Raw genomic sequence first — 14,415 nt, forward strand, 5'->3', positions numbered from 1 at the left:
TTTATTTTCCTCGCAGTTACATTCCAATTAGATCCCAACGACTTTCCGCTCAATCATTTGCCCTGTGGTTCCAGATCTTGGCCGCTTCTTCCATCGTTCCTTCCTCACCATTAGTTGTTTCAGCGCCACAATTATCATTAGTACAGCGAACCCAAAACACCGATGTTTCACAAAAATCACCATGACTTCCGCAGAATGCAAATAGCCTTTTAAAGTAGGTTTTTTCATATTTAAGATCCTATAATTTTCCTTTACCAAGTCCATTCCGGTTCTCTGTCATATGTTTGCGGTGTACCCACACTAAAAGTGCATACATATGGAATATAATTATATTGGTCATCGAAATAACCGTAAGGAGCAGTTGGACATATTGATTGTCTGGTTTGTTCTTGCAGAAAAAAAACATAGTGTCGAGTCAAAATGCCCTTTTTTTGAATCAGCTGATCAATTACATCAGAGCGAAATTCTGGACTGATTTGCTGGGATACAAGGTAGTTAATCAAATCCATTTCATCGTATAAATACAAAGGTTTATAACCTGATGGAGGCAAACTGTAATCTGGAACTAATATATTGTTGTGCATAAATTGTCCGTTATTTATTAAATGTTCCAAACACAGTGATCAAAGCATCTACAAATTCACCAGCTTTGACATCACCAATGAAACAGGGCTTAAAAGAATCGGTGGCGATGTATTTTTTCTTAGCTGGCACGTAGATCATTGAGTCTGGATTCGCGGCCAAATAGTCTTGAAAGACTTTACTCACTTTTTGACGACCTAGCCCCAAATGACGGTAAATATCTTGGCTGGTAACGTGTCCATTAAGCACGAGTTTTGCGTCAATCAACTTTAATACAGCGTCATCAAGTAATGGGCGTGACATAAATTAGTTTCCGTTAACTTTTAGTGTGCTTCTTAATCGGTAGACATTTGATAGCAATCAGTGACAATCCCGCGAACAAACAAAAATGCCAATACTTATACTCACTATCACTAATAAATAGAATCCAACCGCCTATGCAAGCACTAACCAAGACAATGACGATAATTAGCACGACAGCCAAATTTTGACTCATATAGACTTTCCGTTATTTTTTGGCCTGTGCGCCGCGGCGCATTCTGAACAAGCCTTTGTTGATGTAATGGGTGATCTCTTTTTTGGCACGCCTACGGTTGCGATAAATGCCGTTATAAGCCCACAAATCATTATCGCCGTATACAACGACCCAGCGACCACGGAAGTGCGGGACGATACCAAAGCAATCAGATACCCACTCAGGATTAGCCATACAAAGTTTCCGTTCAAGTTGATTAATCTTTAGTGCCTTTAACCCAATCATTCTGTTGGATTGGGACTTCACCGTTTCTTTGCTTTCTAAATCTGGTCTGAGATGCGAGGTGGCAGAAAACTTTACCGTCACGTTCAACACCTAAACCCCAAATAGTCCAAATGTCACCGTCTTTGCGTACAGTCATATCGTAACTTAGTCGTCTAGCCATCCTGATAACCTCTATTTTCCGCCGTCTACAGTAGAGTCCAACCGTTGTTAGTTCGCTGCCACTTGCGTCCTAGCTTACGCCCGACACGCAGGTAATGTGCTGCGCCGTTTCGCGTTACGCTTTCTGCATGGCCGTCAGCTTCGATAACGCGCCAGTTAGTTCTTGAGCTTATATCAGTGAATGTGCGCATAATTTACTCCTGAGCCTAGTGTGCCTAGATTCCGTGATTAATTAATGTTGTTGGCAACCCATGATGGATCTAGCTCAGGCGTCTCTCCACGCACAGTTTTAACATACTGAACTGCATCATCGTATTTATGCCACAGCTCACACGCTAACTTAGTCACTTGACCGTCTTTGAGAACAACGATAACTGGCAGTTCGCGATAGCAACTATCACTAGACACAATGACATGATCGGCAAAACTAACTAGCGTATCTAAAGCTTGGTCTTGCTGTGCAGCTTCCATATCAGCCCCTATATGTTGTGTAATTTGGATCCAAAACGGCTACTACATATAGTGTTTGTGGCCGTAATCGAGTTTCCGTTAATTTTACCGAGTCAATTTCGCTCTAAGATAATGCCATTCTTGAGTATGTCGTATGTTGTTTTACACACGACACACGTTACAGACTTACTTGTTCTTTTCATCGGATTATCAAAATTTTCAAGCTCTCCGCAAAATGTCTCAAATGGGTCAAATTCACCCCTTGTAGTCTTAATGTGAACAGCACCTTCTGCATCTTCAACTTTAAAAACTTTATGCTTCTCACCTGACATTTTGTGGAATTTCCGCTCTACGCTGAGTGTTGAATGTAATCATTGACCGCGTTTTCTACCGCGGCATTTAAACTAATGCTTTGCGATAGCGCGATTTCATTCAGTCGAGCGTGAACCTCTGGCGAGATCCGCACGTTGAATTTGCCAGAGAAGTTCTTATAAGGCTCGATGCCTCGTTCCTTACACATCTCTAAGAAAACGCTTAATGACTTCGCGCCCTCAGTTTCTAATTGAGCAATGCTTTCACCGTAGAAATCCGCGCCGCCGTTTAAGCCAACGAACTCACCACGGAATGTTTCAGCCTCAGCGTCATAATCAATAACGGCTTTTACCCCGTTAATCATCATTAGATTTTTCATGCTTTTACCCCGTTTCTTTCTAGCCATTTCTTGACGCTTACCACTGCGCCCTTGTCGGTTTCTTTCTGTGGGTGTGGGCGGTGATATACCTGAACTTCACCAAACAGCACCACACCAATTCGAGACCCCTCACGTTCTTCTATGTCTGCCCCTAGAGCAATAAACAACGCTTCAATATCAGACCACTTGATAGAGCCGCTTACGGGTCTAGCAAAAATGGCCGCTAATGTTCTTAAATGTTTCTTGTTCATAAAGCCTCATAATCCGTTAAATTTATAGTACCACCTTTTAGTATCATTTCAAGCGAATTTGATACTATTTTTTAGTACCACCAATTAAAAGGCATTGGCGGCAATCGCGCCCATAGATACGGGGTCAGTTGTTAACAGCTTCTGCGTGGTTTCGAGTGTGCGATTGCCTAGCATGTAATGTATGTGAGCAACATCATAACCTTGTCTGTGAAGCTCTACCGCAAACGTTCTACGACCAGATAACACACTTGGCGACTCAATCCCCGCATTCTTGAGTAACGTCTTTATATGGCGGTTTAGCGCATCACACGAATAGCTATCGCTCCCCGCTGGTGTTTGTTTTCGGACGATGGAGAATGGTTTGTTTTGGTATGAATAAAACAACGCATTATCAGGATCAAGCCCTCGATACTGATCAGGGTTATCACCTAGGCCAATTCTGTTTTTAACTCGGAATGCCAGATATTGATTTAGAAACTCACAAAGCTTAGGACTAGACAGATAAAACTCGCGTTCTGCACCTCTGACGGTGTATGACTTGGTTAGCTTGCCTGACTTAGCCAGTACGTCTTTAAGTTGAATGCGGTTGATTTCGAGCGTGGTACATGCCGAACCGAAGAAGAACGCCAGCAAGCATTGATCTCGTTCAGGCTGTTTGCTGTTCAACTTAGTGACTTTAAACAGCCAATCACGCTGCGGCTTTTCAATTAGTTGTGGTAGTGCCATTGTCTGTATTTCTCGTTATTCATTGAGTAATACAGACAACACTAACGGGATTATTCACGCTTTTAAAGCGGCGCGGCCAGCAAAGCTAAGGCTTTCACGGAAAACAAAAAACGCCCCGAAGGGCGCTTATTATGATAATTAACTACTTTGAGGCAACTTAAATTAAATTAATCAATTCTGCTTGAATAGCTGAGATCTGCGCCTGATATTGAAAAGGCACAGGGCTATCATTAAGGCGAGGATCATAAAAAGTAATTACATCTTCATCCTCTGCATATTCTTGATTAGCAATAGCTTCATGCTGTGCTAGAACATGCCCAGTCGCAGCTTGAATAGCTGCTAATCTGTCAGAGCCATTAAACAAGACATAGACGGCAGCTCTGTATGCAATCTCATGTCTAATGTTATCTTCGTGCTCTTCCTCGCCGAACTCGACCATCAAATCCGAACCAATACCCATCCCATACCTCGACTAAAAATAAAAGAAACACAATGCCGTATTAAGGATATATACCGCGCTGATTATTGATTAGCAACCAATTGAAAAAATTTATACCCTAAAATACATCTAAACCGTTCTTTGCTTAGTAACAACAAGTGTATGTTGTTGATCAACATCTGAAATATCATCTTCGTCAACATCCACACCCCAAGCGGTCACAATCTCATCTGTGATATCTCGCGATGTTGCCTGGGTTATCAACATCGAATAGCTCATGTGTTCAATCCTATGGACCAGTGCTCGCTCTAGAGAGGGCTCAATTGTGATGATTGTTAGTTCGTTGGTGCTGCAGATTTCAAATGCTTCAAGCACTCTTGTTAGTGCCAGTTGCGCATTTGGACAGCGATAATCTTTCAGGTCGACGATCATGCCATTAGCTCCAACGTAGGAAATACCTTCAGGTGTTGACACAGTAGAGCGCCAATTCGTTTATCGCTACCACGAACTATCTTGTGGTCTTCGTGAGTGACTACGCTGTGCTTTATCCAGAATTTATCCGCTTTATCTGCAATGGGTAGATTCAGATTTTGGAACACACTGAAAGAGTCATCCCCCGTGCCGTTCACCACAATTGCATCAAATATTGATCTACCAAGTAGACCTAAGCCATTGGTGAACACTACTTTCGTAAACATGGCGGCCTCATGCTGAGATTTGTAGTCTTGGCCATCGAGCATGTTTACTGGGAATTTGGAGATTGCTTCCTTCAGAAAATCCCGGCAAATTCCTAGCGTGACTTCAAAGTGCTCTGCGTCAGCTAATGATTTGTCAGCTGTAGAAGCAGAGACTCCTATGAACTTCAGAACCATCGCTTTGAATTGGTCGAATTTCCACATTGTTCCACAATTGATTTTACCGTGCAGCCCTATTCGGTCTTTGAGTCGTTTGCCTTGGCTAATTTCCATTTCAAGCAATTCATGACATAACGCAGCAAACGGTGTGCGGCTATTAAAGTGGTGACTAATTGATTTATTTGGTTTTTTTAGTGATACATGGTAATCACTGAATAATTGGCGTATTAGCTTTGTCGCAAACGGAGTGGTAAGAGATTCGTCAGCGATATGAATGAGCTTAAAGCTGACGGTGAAATCATTAAAATGATCTTTGTATTGGGCTAACAGCCATTTAATAAAAGTGGTTCGGCCTTGGCCGTCAGCAATAAATCTGTCAGCTTTTGCAGGAAGTTCAGCAGTGACCACGGACCGATTACCTATCTTCATTTCTTCTAAGACGGTCAACTCATTACAGAAGAAAGTCATATTCGGGAATACTGCCGCGTCGGTTTCCTGCCAGTACCGCTTTAGGGCGTTAACACGACCTGAGTCCACATCCCGCTGGCGTTTCAGTTGCTCGCTTAAAACGTCACTGTTGGCCTCTACGGGAAAGTGCTTGGCGAGCTCTTCGAAAGTAATCACGCCTTCGTATATCGTGACTCCGGCTTTATTGCTTAGGCCTTCTTTAGCCTTGAAAAGTGTCAGTGGCAAAAGTGTTGATTGATGTTCTGTTGTGGCCATCGGTTTAGCTCCATCGAAATTGATAGAGACATGATTTCACGAACCCGAGATCTGGCAAATTTTGCTGATTGAATGGGTTATTTCTGGGGCTTTAAAGCGGAAATTTGCGTGAATTGCGATGTGCGAGATCATCTAGTCATCTCTGATCAAGGCGACATTCACAATGAACAACCCTCAACAGCTCGTAGACATTTTCCAGTTCGATGCACAAGACCAAGAAAATTTAAAAGTAGTCTATGAGCAATTCAACCAAGGTGTTTCTGCGCTTCGCACACTCATTGAAAGTGAGCCGGTGGTGTTGCATTGTGGGCTCTCAGGGAAAGACAGTTCAGTCGTGGTGCTAATGGCTATTGAAGCCTATCGCCAATCCATTCAGGCTGGCTTAGTCGAGCCATCGAGACCATTACTCGTCGTCACCGTGGATACGGGGGCTGAAGCCATCGCGCTTAAAATGTACGTCCATTATGTCCGTAAGCGATTACTGGAGTTTGGAAAGCAAATTGGGATTAATCTCTGCTACGACATTATTCAGCCGCCAATCAATGACCAGTATTTTATCAAGTACACTGGTGGTCAAAAGCTGGTGCCTTCTGTAACACGTCACCAAGATTGCAGCATTATTCTCAAAGTAGACCCGTCCGAGCGCTACATTAAGCAAGCGATTAAAAAGTACAGTGAATGTAACTACAAGCTGGTTAGCTGTGTAGGCAGTCGCATTGGCGAAAGTCAGCACCGTGCAGGCAACATGAAGAAGCAGGGGCTTAGCTTGATTACGGCAGATTCTATTCTGAATGATATGGCACATGTAGAAGCTGCTGGCTGCAAAATGTATAAGCTGGCGCCGATTAAACACTGGGAAACTGAACAGGTATTTGACCTGCTTCGGATAGCTGGTAGCAATCCCATTAAACGAGTCCCAGGTATCGCCATCGATAGTTACCTGACTAATTTTGGTCTTCTTTTAGAGCTTTACGGTAATGGGTCCAATGAGGTGTGCGACATCATCGTTGGGCAGAAAAACAATGGTTGCGGGGGGAAAGCACGGTTTGGTTGCGTGACCTGCACTCTAGTAGGTAAAACAGATAATTCAGCCACAGGACTTTCAAAATTACCCCGCTGGAATGCGTTAGGCAGTGAAAATGCACTTCGAGTGAGGGATTACCTTTGGCGTTTAAGCAATGATATGGATGCCAGAGCCCTTCATGCTCGCGCCTACGATCCGGTTACATACAATCGCGTCGCCCTACAGCCAAACACCCTAAAACCGAAGTATTTAGAGAAGATGGTACGTTACGCCGCCCAGCTGACATTGGATAGCATTCGGATTGCTAAGGAGTTCGCAGAGCTTGTAGCTAACGGTCGAGAAATCGAGCATGAAGGGTATCGCGACATCGCCAACGACCCTAATATCCCACCTAAGACCAAGCGATTATTTTTGGAAATGTACCGCGAGTGGGCTCAAGACCCAAAGAGCTTGAATTACCTATTTGACGAAGCACAAAGCCTGCTATTATCTTTTCGCTGGAGCATTGACGGTATCGGGGCCGCGCCATTCCGTCCTTACGCAATTTTCAAGCAATTAGAATCTGGCCAAGGCTGGATTCCTTACCCCAAACTCAACTCTGAAATGGACGATACCAGCACTCAGGTAAATCAAACCTTACCCGAGGCGGTAATGATGCCAATCCTCAAATCTGAGGTTGCAGAGGATTTTGCAAAACATCCGGTTAACCTGTTGGATTTGTGGACGCGGCCGCATGATATGTCAGACGTTTACGACGAAGACCGTAACTGCACCATCTCGCGCTTTGCTCAGCATAATGGCGATATCGTGGTGGAGTATGCGATTAATTTTGAGTTCGTGCCGGAAGGTCAGAAAACCACTTTGTCCAACGTCAAAGAATGCTGGTTATTGACTAAGGCAGGCCTTAATCAATACCGATTTGCCTATGGCGCCGAAGGGATAAGCGTTAAGGTGAATGGCCGGACGGTCAACGAGGTAGCCAAAGCATTGCTGCTACCGTCAATTCAGCAGCAGATAGATAGCAGAGTTTGTGGTGTGCTGAATACGTTGTGTGAGCAATACGGCCCAGAAGACCATCACACCGGCTGCGAAAATCTCTGTAAGGCGTTTACGGACTCATTATCTAGCGCGCTTGGTGGAAAACAACGACAATCGCTGAATATTCCGTATCTGCAAAGCATTAGTCTACTGACAGGCTACAGGCCGGAAGCTCGTAAGACCGAAAGCGCAAACCAGTTCTCCCGCCGTGTCGTTAAAATCAGCAAACAGGGTATTGAGAAGGGCAATTCTAGGATGGTGTTTTACAAACCAAAATTGGACTGCAGATTACATGAGGCACACCAACAGACTTCTTCTTTGTTAGTGCCTAACTTCTCTGGCTTTACTCAGCAGGCTATCGCGACCCACGAAGACCTGTCATTTGACCCAGCTGCCACGGTAGAAAACATTCAGCTATCCGAATTGTCGCTTGAGAAATGGTATGCCATTGATGGCCCAAGCCGAGCCCTGAAATTGCACCATGACTTTATGACCTCCTTCTGGCGTAACCGTCATAGCTACGGTTACAAACCTATCGATGTGAGACGTTACGGCGGCACTCATGTTGCTGAAACTTTGCTAGCTGAAGGCGTGATTACCATTAAAACGAGCTATTGGAGCCAGCTGCAAGCCATTCTGAAGCGCACCCAAATATTTCAGCAGATCGGGATGTTCAGCTTTCAGTCTATGCCTTACATCGATGTGGCCAATCATCCCAGCGCAATCGATATGGCACACCACCGAAGGGATAAGGCAGAAATCCTAAAGATTATTAGAACGGAGCGAAACGCCCAGCGCAGCGAGGTTAAAACCGCACTAACCCACGATGACACAGTAGAGCGCCTAGGATTTAACATCGAGCGCGTTATTCAGGGCGCAGGTTGGGCAGTAAGGGAAATGATAGATGGTCTTAATAGCCATTTACTCCATGTTAGATTTGATACCTCAGACGTAGGGGTAACCCAGAGAGCTGGAGTGTCTAAATTATGGCTGGCACTGATGTTCGGCGGCGTGACCCAGATTGATGATGTACTTAAACAGCTGTTATCGCCTGCTCAGTTGGCTCAACTCAAAGAGCATCCGAGCGACTACCTCAATGCCAGCAGAGTCATGGCCAAGTCGTTGAACTTGATTGTCGCTGAATTAAACCGAGCTGCCCATGATTGGAACGGCGCTATATCAACGCTTAAACAGCAATTATGTAAAGGCTTAACGCGGGAAGAGTACAAGGTCGCTGTCGGCTCCCTGGTGCCAGCCGAAGTGTACGACCAATCCATTTTGGAGTGGTGGAAGCCAAACCCTGACAACTTCAAATTGTTGTTGGGGAAAGCGTTAGAAACGATGGAAGAGAACTTACGCTTTATTGAGTCACTTAACCAATCGTTACAGCGAGTACAGCGCCTTGCGATGCCGCAGGCAGCTAACAAGATGACTCTGGGAGCACGCTTGACGGCATTGAAGAGGAAGGCAGCGTAAGGCAAAATTTGCGTGATTTGGACTTGGTGAGATCCTGTATTTAAATAAACAGGAGCCTTGCCATGCCCAGATTCGATTTCAAAGACCCTCTCAATCCACGGTTGGCGGTAAAGCCGCAAGTGTGGCAAACGCCCTTTATCCGGCTAGCGAACCGCATCCCTCCAAGTTACCGCATCCACTTTGTAGGCGTGACTGTAGATCACCGCTTAGGCTACACAGGAAGGCGCCAATTTCACTCGCTGGCTCAGGCTCTCACTTGGGCCGAATCAATGTATGGCGATTCGTGGTCGAATAAACGCTTTACTCAGGCGTTGGATTTAGACGCGCTATTGGACTGCACCAGTCGCCCAATACCCGATAAAATTAAAAATAACCTCAAAGCCCTATTCAATTAATTCAGGGACTTGCTATGCTGGATTAACAACAGCTTAGGGGGTGAAATGGTAGAAAAGACGTTAGGCACTCTGTCTATTTTGATGATTGTTCTAGCAGCTTATGCAATGGCGGATCTAAATTGGTCGGCAATGGCGTACCCATTAGCGATATTGGGTATGATTTACACTTTCAAAAACTCCATTAAAGGTAAAGAAAATCACCCCAAGGTTAAATACGGTTTAGCCTTAATACTGCTAGGGATGGTTTTGCCGATAGCTTTCATTTTGATAAAGCATGAATTGGCGCCTTTCGGTCTCATAATAACGATGATAATGATAATTGTCGGGGCGATTAATATTATTAAGGCTATTACTGAGACTTCTGATTAAAGCTAACCAACTAACCGTTTAAATACAGCAATCAATAACAGGGATATTAGATAAACTCTTTGTTTAAGGGGCTGCTTGCCCCTTAACGTCAATTATTCATATCAGGCATTAAAATAGTGAACAAAATCACCTGCCAATTCCTCTGTCGGTGTGTCAATTGCAATTCTGATACTCGTACTAATATCCAGTTTAATATGCACTTGTTTGTAAGCGCCTAACGAAATTATAAATGTCTCGTATGGGACATATACACGTTGCTTAGCTTCCATTTGCTTTGTTGCAAACCAATCTATGAACAACGAATGACGCAAGGAACCAATTTACTTTGATACATATTTTTTCCCTAACAATCACTTGAAGGCGTATAGGCTAGCGTACCGCTTAACGTTATCTTATCCTGCCAATAACTTTCTTTGCAGTCACGGATCATTGCGTTAGTTCCATTCATTCCAGCAATGTAACGCAACTTAAGGGCAGTATTAAAATCAACAAGAACTCCCGATAGATGTTTGCATGATTTATCGAAAAATTGCTTTTCATATATTTCCAATTCTGGCGGTAGTAACTCAATCGGCAACCCTAATGAGGTTTTTCCATTATTGCCTCTATCGGGGTTAATTGTTGTATCTTCAAACTTAACAGCATATTTCACCATCTCACTCGGCTCAAAATAAATATCCAATTTATTCAGAACAAGCTTTGGCTTACGTGTTTTGTTAACCACAAAGCGGATAAAGAATCCCAGACCCACTGCTAACGAAAGCTGAATGAGTGTTTCAAAACTTAATGTAGGTAGCTCACCTAGCCCTATGATCAGCATCGTGATAAGAGCACCTAGCAACATCAAAAGTGTATCTTCTATAAATTTTTTCATAATTTTTCTCGTACTCAGCTTCGTATGATAATTTTCAACCAATTTTGCAGTTGGTTAAATTGCACTATTGACGCTTCAAACAAATGCAAACCCTAAACGTTTACAATTCTCTATGAATGTTGTCCAGAAAAATCAAGATCCTCCTTATTTGGGACTAGAAATTTAAATCGGTCATCAAAATCATCCCCATCTCCATTAATATACATTGCTGTCATACTTTGCCAAGGTGATACGAATTTCGACTCAAACCCAATCTATCTCTAAATAATGTGGTAAGCATAAATTATCAATATCAACACCTAATTCACGGAAAAGATTTTGGAACGGTTCTACTCCGATACTATTTGTGCTGAAATTCGAAAAATCTTTGAACGCATAATTTTCAAATCGCTCTAACAACTCTATATCTCGAATACGTTTTTCGCGTGAGTGTAATACCCACTCAACCATTAAATCGAAATGTTCTTCAATATATAGAGCAGCAATATCAGACCATCGTATCGCTGATATTCTCCCAGACTCAATAAGATCACTAAGCAGGCAGCAAATCATGTAAATTCTATTTTTCGCTTTATTATTATAGGCTTGGTCGCTTGCTAGATAAATGAAAAGATATGATAAACCGTCACATAAGTCATATTTATTTCGAAAGCGTAAATACTCAACATGTTCTACGCCTTTCAATAGTGAAATAAGCGTAGGGCGCCATTCTAAATCATTTGTATACCAAGGCTTCGACATTTGTTCTATGGCGTATAACATGCTAGAAGTTAAATTTGGAATATGCTGTGATATAACTTTGAATGCTCTTTGATTGTTATAATTCCAATCATTTTCAACCAGCATTCTAGCTCTAAAATCGTTCTGACCAAGCAAATAATTTAGGGTGTTATTATTATCAAACCCAAGAATTTGTGCGTAAATATCAGCAGCAACCCTGCCGCTAACAATTTTTTCTCCGACAGTATAATTAATTGCTTGAGAAAGAAATTTTCTGCGTACTTTTAATATATTTTGATGCATGAATACATACTCCATAATAATTGGATTTAACTGACGCGCCACTCACGTCAGTCAATGCATGTATGCATGATTAGACGTTATTTAACACTACAGCTTTTGTCCGCGTGGCATGGAAATGGTTGCTGAATCCCAGTGCTAAGATGCCAAAATAAATAGTTAAGGTCAATAGTTCTTGACGATGTTCCTTATAATTAGGCATTTTTCTGTTCCGTCACTGATTTATTACTTTTTTATTAGATTCGTCTTTTCAATACAGCTAAAAGACAATAAGCGCTCTCTGTTTCATGATGTGGGATCTGAAGCTCAGCAATCGATTCCAGTACACCCGCGGAGTCAATGCTTGCCCCTGCCCGTCTGTTTTTTATTCGTGTCCGATAATTACAGTTATCGGACACGAGTACCCACCAGCCGAAAACCATATTAGTGTGATGTCATTATACTAAACAATACTGAAGGGTTTGCGTGGCGTTGGTGCCATGATGCATTAGTGTGGTGTCACTATATTAAACTGGGTGGGATGGATGATTTTGCGCTCGCTTTGCCGAGTATAACCCCATTTGACTCGGACCTTGTATGTTTGTCAGGCGTTAACCGTGATTTTTCATGATTGATTAGTGCGTGGGACACACTAAACCATAAATATTTAGTATGGTGACACTATGTTAATGTCAAAATTTGCGTGATTTTTAAAGCGTGAGATAGTTTGAACATCGAAACTTAAGAGGGTGTTCCAAATGTCTCATTCCGTCATGTTAGCCGAACAAGGTGAGTTAAACTTTTCAACCGCACAACGTGTAAGGCACTTGAAGGCGGAAGAGCAGGATTTTGAGTGGTATCCTTCGTCTGAGCATATCATTGATGTAGTTCGACGCGACTTGGTTGAGTCTAAGTTCTTAGAGTCTTACAACAGAGAGTCATCCTTGCTTGATATTGGCGCCGGAGATGGCCGAGTTTTAAGCGCCCTTAACATGCCACTTGAAGATCGTCGCGGCGAAATGAGCCCACCATTTTACAACCTGTACGCCATTGAAAAGAGCCTAGTCCATTGCAGCCAGCTCGATAAAAAAGTGCTGGTTATTGGCACTGACTTTAATCAACAAACCCTTGTTGATAAGCCAGTTGGCGTCATTTTCTGTAACCCTCCTTATTCTGCCTTTGAGCAATGGGCAACCCGCGTCATCACTGAGGCTAATGCCGAGGTGTGCTATCTGGTATTGCCACAGCGTTGGTCTGGCAGTCGAGATATTGAAAACGCGATTAAAGTACGTGAAGCCGAAGCTGAGGTCATTGGCACATTCGATTTCCAAAATGATTGTGATCGCGAAACCCGTCATTCAGTGCCGGTTGACATTATTCGGGTGAATTTAGGGTATAAAAACCATCGTCAATGCAAGGTAGACCCCTTCAAAGCGTTCTTTGACGCTAACTTTGACCTAGATTTGGCTGAAAGTGATTATTCTGCAAAATTCAGAGGGCCATCCGATTCTACTCAACAAAAGCTCAATGAATTGGTGCCAGGTGGTGACATGGTTAAGGCTATGCAATCGCTTTACGATCACCAGATGGCCAAGCTAATGGGTACTTATTCCGCACTCGCTGAAATTGACCCTGATTTACTGAGAGAACTGGAAGTATCTAAATCTTCGGTTCTGGAAAGTCTCAAGCTCAAAATCAAGAGCCTCAAGAGTCTGTTTTGGAAGGAATTATTCTCTAAATTTGATGCGCTGACTTCTCGCCTGACATCATCTAATCGCAAAGCGTTACTAGAGCTATTGGAGCGTCATGTAAGCGTCGATTTCACTGCCGAAAACGCCTATGCGATAGCTCAATGGGCAATAAAACATGCTGATGCTCTTCAAGATGATCAGTTCAAGGATTTCTACCTATCTATGTGCCAAGCGGCAAACGTGGTGAATTATGTTTCGAACCAACGCACCTTCAAATACGACGGCTGGCGATATCGTGAGCTGGTCAAGAATGGTCACATCTCCCATTTCAAATTGGACTACCGCTGTGTAATGGAAAATGTAGGCGGCATCGTTAATGGTTACGACTATAACAGCTATTACAACCAATGCGGTCTGTCTTGTCGTGCAATCGAATTTATCACTGATTTGGTCACCATCGCTGGTAATCTTGGTTTCGATACACGCGGCACACCAAAGGCTTATGAGTTCAAATGGGCCAGCAACAAAGCCCACGATTTTAGATACATACAATCTAACGGCTCTAGCGAGGTACTGTTCTCAGTTCGTGCGTACCTTAACGGTAACCTACATATTAAGATGAACCCTAAGTTGGCGCTAAAGTTAAATGTAGTGGCTGGTAAGTTGTTTGGCTGGGTTCGTAGCGCAGAAGAAGCGGCGGATGAAATGGAGGTTCCAGCATCTCAGGTCGTGGAAGTTACTGAAATGTTTGGCCATTCGTTATCGTTAACGCATAACTATCAAAACCTTTTGATGGCGGCTTAATCCCTCCTATTCAGACGGCGCAAAGTACAATTTTTGCGCCGTTTTGCATTTGTGAGATCCTTTACTCAGATAAGAAATTCAGTTGTTAGAGGTGACTATGTTTGCTGCAT

Annotated in this window: 19 protein-coding genes; 4 read left to right on the top strand and 15 right to left on the bottom strand. The window is 43.1% G+C overall.

Features of this window, described 5'->3' with window-relative positions; all coding sequences use genetic code 11:
• Nucleotides 1-27: 27 nt before the first annotated feature.
• From N7386_RS22395 to N7386_RS22455, 13 genes are all read right to left on the bottom strand, one after another.
• Nucleotides 28-228: a hypothetical protein gene (locus N7386_RS22395; protein ID WP_279771298.1), complete on the bottom strand. Its 201-nt coding sequence runs from the start codon at nucleotides 226-228 to the stop codon at nucleotides 28-30.
• A gap of 23 nt (nucleotides 229-251) precedes the next feature.
• Nucleotides 252-584 carry a hypothetical protein gene (locus N7386_RS22400; protein WP_014611687.1) on the bottom strand — a complete coding sequence of 111 codons (333 nt, stop codon included), beginning with the start codon at nucleotides 582-584 and terminating at the stop codon, nucleotides 252-254.
• Between the two features lie 10 nt (nucleotides 585-594).
• The gene (locus tag N7386_RS22405; RefSeq protein ID WP_014611686.1) at nucleotides 595-885 is read right to left on the bottom strand and encodes a hypothetical protein; all 291 of its coding nucleotides are present in this window, start codon (nucleotides 883-885) and stop codon (nucleotides 595-597) included.
• Between the two features lie 205 nt (nucleotides 886-1,090).
• The gene (locus N7386_RS22410; RefSeq protein ID WP_088212942.1) at nucleotides 1,091-1,291 is read right to left on the bottom strand and encodes a hypothetical protein; all 201 of its coding nucleotides are present in this window, start codon (nucleotides 1,289-1,291) and stop codon (nucleotides 1,091-1,093) included.
• A gap of 22 nt (nucleotides 1,292-1,313) precedes the next feature.
• Nucleotides 1,314-1,502, bottom strand: a complete 189-nt coding sequence (locus tag N7386_RS22415; protein ID WP_088212943.1) for a hypothetical protein — start codon at nucleotides 1,500-1,502, stop codon at nucleotides 1,314-1,316.
• 25 nt (nucleotides 1,503-1,527) lie between these two features.
• Nucleotides 1,528-1,692 (bottom strand): hypothetical protein, encoded by a 165-nt coding sequence (locus N7386_RS22420; protein ID WP_176400019.1) that lies wholly within the window; start codon nucleotides 1,690-1,692, stop codon nucleotides 1,528-1,530.
• 37 nt (nucleotides 1,693-1,729) lie between these two features.
• Nucleotides 1,730-1,972: a hypothetical protein gene (locus tag N7386_RS22425; protein ID WP_279771303.1), complete on the bottom strand. Its 243-nt coding sequence runs from the start codon at nucleotides 1,970-1,972 to the stop codon at nucleotides 1,730-1,732.
• A 328-nt stretch (nucleotides 1,973-2,300) separates the two neighbouring features.
• Nucleotides 2,301-2,642, bottom strand: coding sequence for a type II toxin-antitoxin system HicB family antitoxin (locus tag N7386_RS22430; RefSeq protein ID WP_279771305.1), 342 nt, complete (start codon nucleotides 2,640-2,642; stop codon nucleotides 2,301-2,303).
• Nucleotides 2,639-2,893: a type II toxin-antitoxin system HicA family toxin gene (locus tag N7386_RS22435; RefSeq protein WP_115407250.1), complete on the bottom strand. Its 255-nt coding sequence runs from the start codon at nucleotides 2,891-2,893 to the stop codon at nucleotides 2,639-2,641. Before N7386_RS22435 ends, N7386_RS22430 begins: the two co-directional genes overlap by 4 nt.
• Before the next feature lie 84 nt (nucleotides 2,894-2,977).
• Entirely contained in the window at nucleotides 2,978-3,619 is a 642-nt protein-coding gene (locus N7386_RS22440; protein WP_279771306.1) for a site-specific integrase, read from the bottom strand.
• A 157-nt stretch (nucleotides 3,620-3,776) separates the two neighbouring features.
• On the bottom strand, nucleotides 3,777-4,079 hold the full coding sequence (locus N7386_RS22445; RefSeq protein WP_011711673.1) for a hypothetical protein: 303 nt from the start codon (nucleotides 4,077-4,079) through the stop codon (nucleotides 3,777-3,779).
• Nucleotides 4,080-4,187: 108 nt separating this feature from the next.
• Nucleotides 4,188-4,490, bottom strand: coding sequence for a hypothetical protein (locus N7386_RS22450; protein WP_279771309.1), 303 nt, complete (start codon nucleotides 4,488-4,490; stop codon nucleotides 4,188-4,190).
• Nucleotides 4,487-5,635 carry a DGQHR domain-containing protein gene (locus N7386_RS22455; RefSeq protein ID WP_279771311.1) on the bottom strand — a complete coding sequence of 383 codons (1,149 nt, stop codon included), beginning with the start codon at nucleotides 5,633-5,635 and terminating at the stop codon, nucleotides 4,487-4,489. Before N7386_RS22455 ends, N7386_RS22450 begins: the two co-directional genes overlap by 4 nt.
• A gap of 163 nt (nucleotides 5,636-5,798) precedes the next feature.
• Here N7386_RS22455 and N7386_RS22460 point away from each other — a divergent pair, with 163 nt between their 5' ends.
• The 3 genes from N7386_RS22460 to N7386_RS22470 all read left to right on the top strand — a co-directional run bounded on the left by N7386_RS22460 (nucleotide 5,799) and on the right by N7386_RS22470 (nucleotide 9,937).
• A complete protein-coding gene (locus tag N7386_RS22460) occupies nucleotides 5,799-9,173 on the top strand; it encodes a phosphoadenosine phosphosulfate reductase family protein (protein WP_279771313.1) in 3,375 nt (1,124 codons plus the stop codon).
• A gap of 62 nt (nucleotides 9,174-9,235) precedes the next feature.
• A complete protein-coding gene (locus N7386_RS22465) occupies nucleotides 9,236-9,568 on the top strand; it encodes a hypothetical protein (protein WP_279771315.1) in 333 nt (110 codons plus the stop codon).
• 45 nt (nucleotides 9,569-9,613) lie between these two features.
• Entirely contained in the window at nucleotides 9,614-9,937 is a 324-nt protein-coding gene (locus tag N7386_RS22470) for a hypothetical protein (protein ID WP_279771317.1), read from the top strand.
• A gap of 343 nt (nucleotides 9,938-10,280) precedes the next feature.
• Here the strand turns inward: N7386_RS22470 and N7386_RS22475 are convergent, their stop codons facing one another.
• Complete coding sequence (locus N7386_RS22475; RefSeq protein WP_279771318.1) at nucleotides 10,281-10,811, bottom strand: hypothetical protein; 531 nt, start codon at nucleotides 10,809-10,811, stop codon at nucleotides 10,281-10,283.
• 243 nt (nucleotides 10,812-11,054) lie between these two features.
• Entirely contained in the window at nucleotides 11,055-11,834 is a 780-nt protein-coding gene (locus N7386_RS22480; RefSeq protein ID WP_279771321.1) for a hypothetical protein, read from the bottom strand.
• A gap of 749 nt (nucleotides 11,835-12,583) precedes the next feature.
• Between N7386_RS22480 and N7386_RS22485 the strand changes: the two genes are divergently transcribed.
• Nucleotides 12,584-14,305 carry a DUF4942 domain-containing protein gene (locus N7386_RS22485; protein WP_279771323.1) on the top strand — a complete coding sequence of 574 codons (1,722 nt, stop codon included), beginning with the start codon at nucleotides 12,584-12,586 and terminating at the stop codon, nucleotides 14,303-14,305.
• Nucleotides 14,306-14,415 lie beyond the last annotated feature (110 nt).

The sequence above is a fragment of the Shewanella sp. GD04112 genome (genome assembly GCF_029835735.1).
In the GTDB taxonomy this organism is placed as follows: domain Bacteria; phylum Pseudomonadota; class Gammaproteobacteria; order Enterobacterales; family Shewanellaceae; genus Shewanella.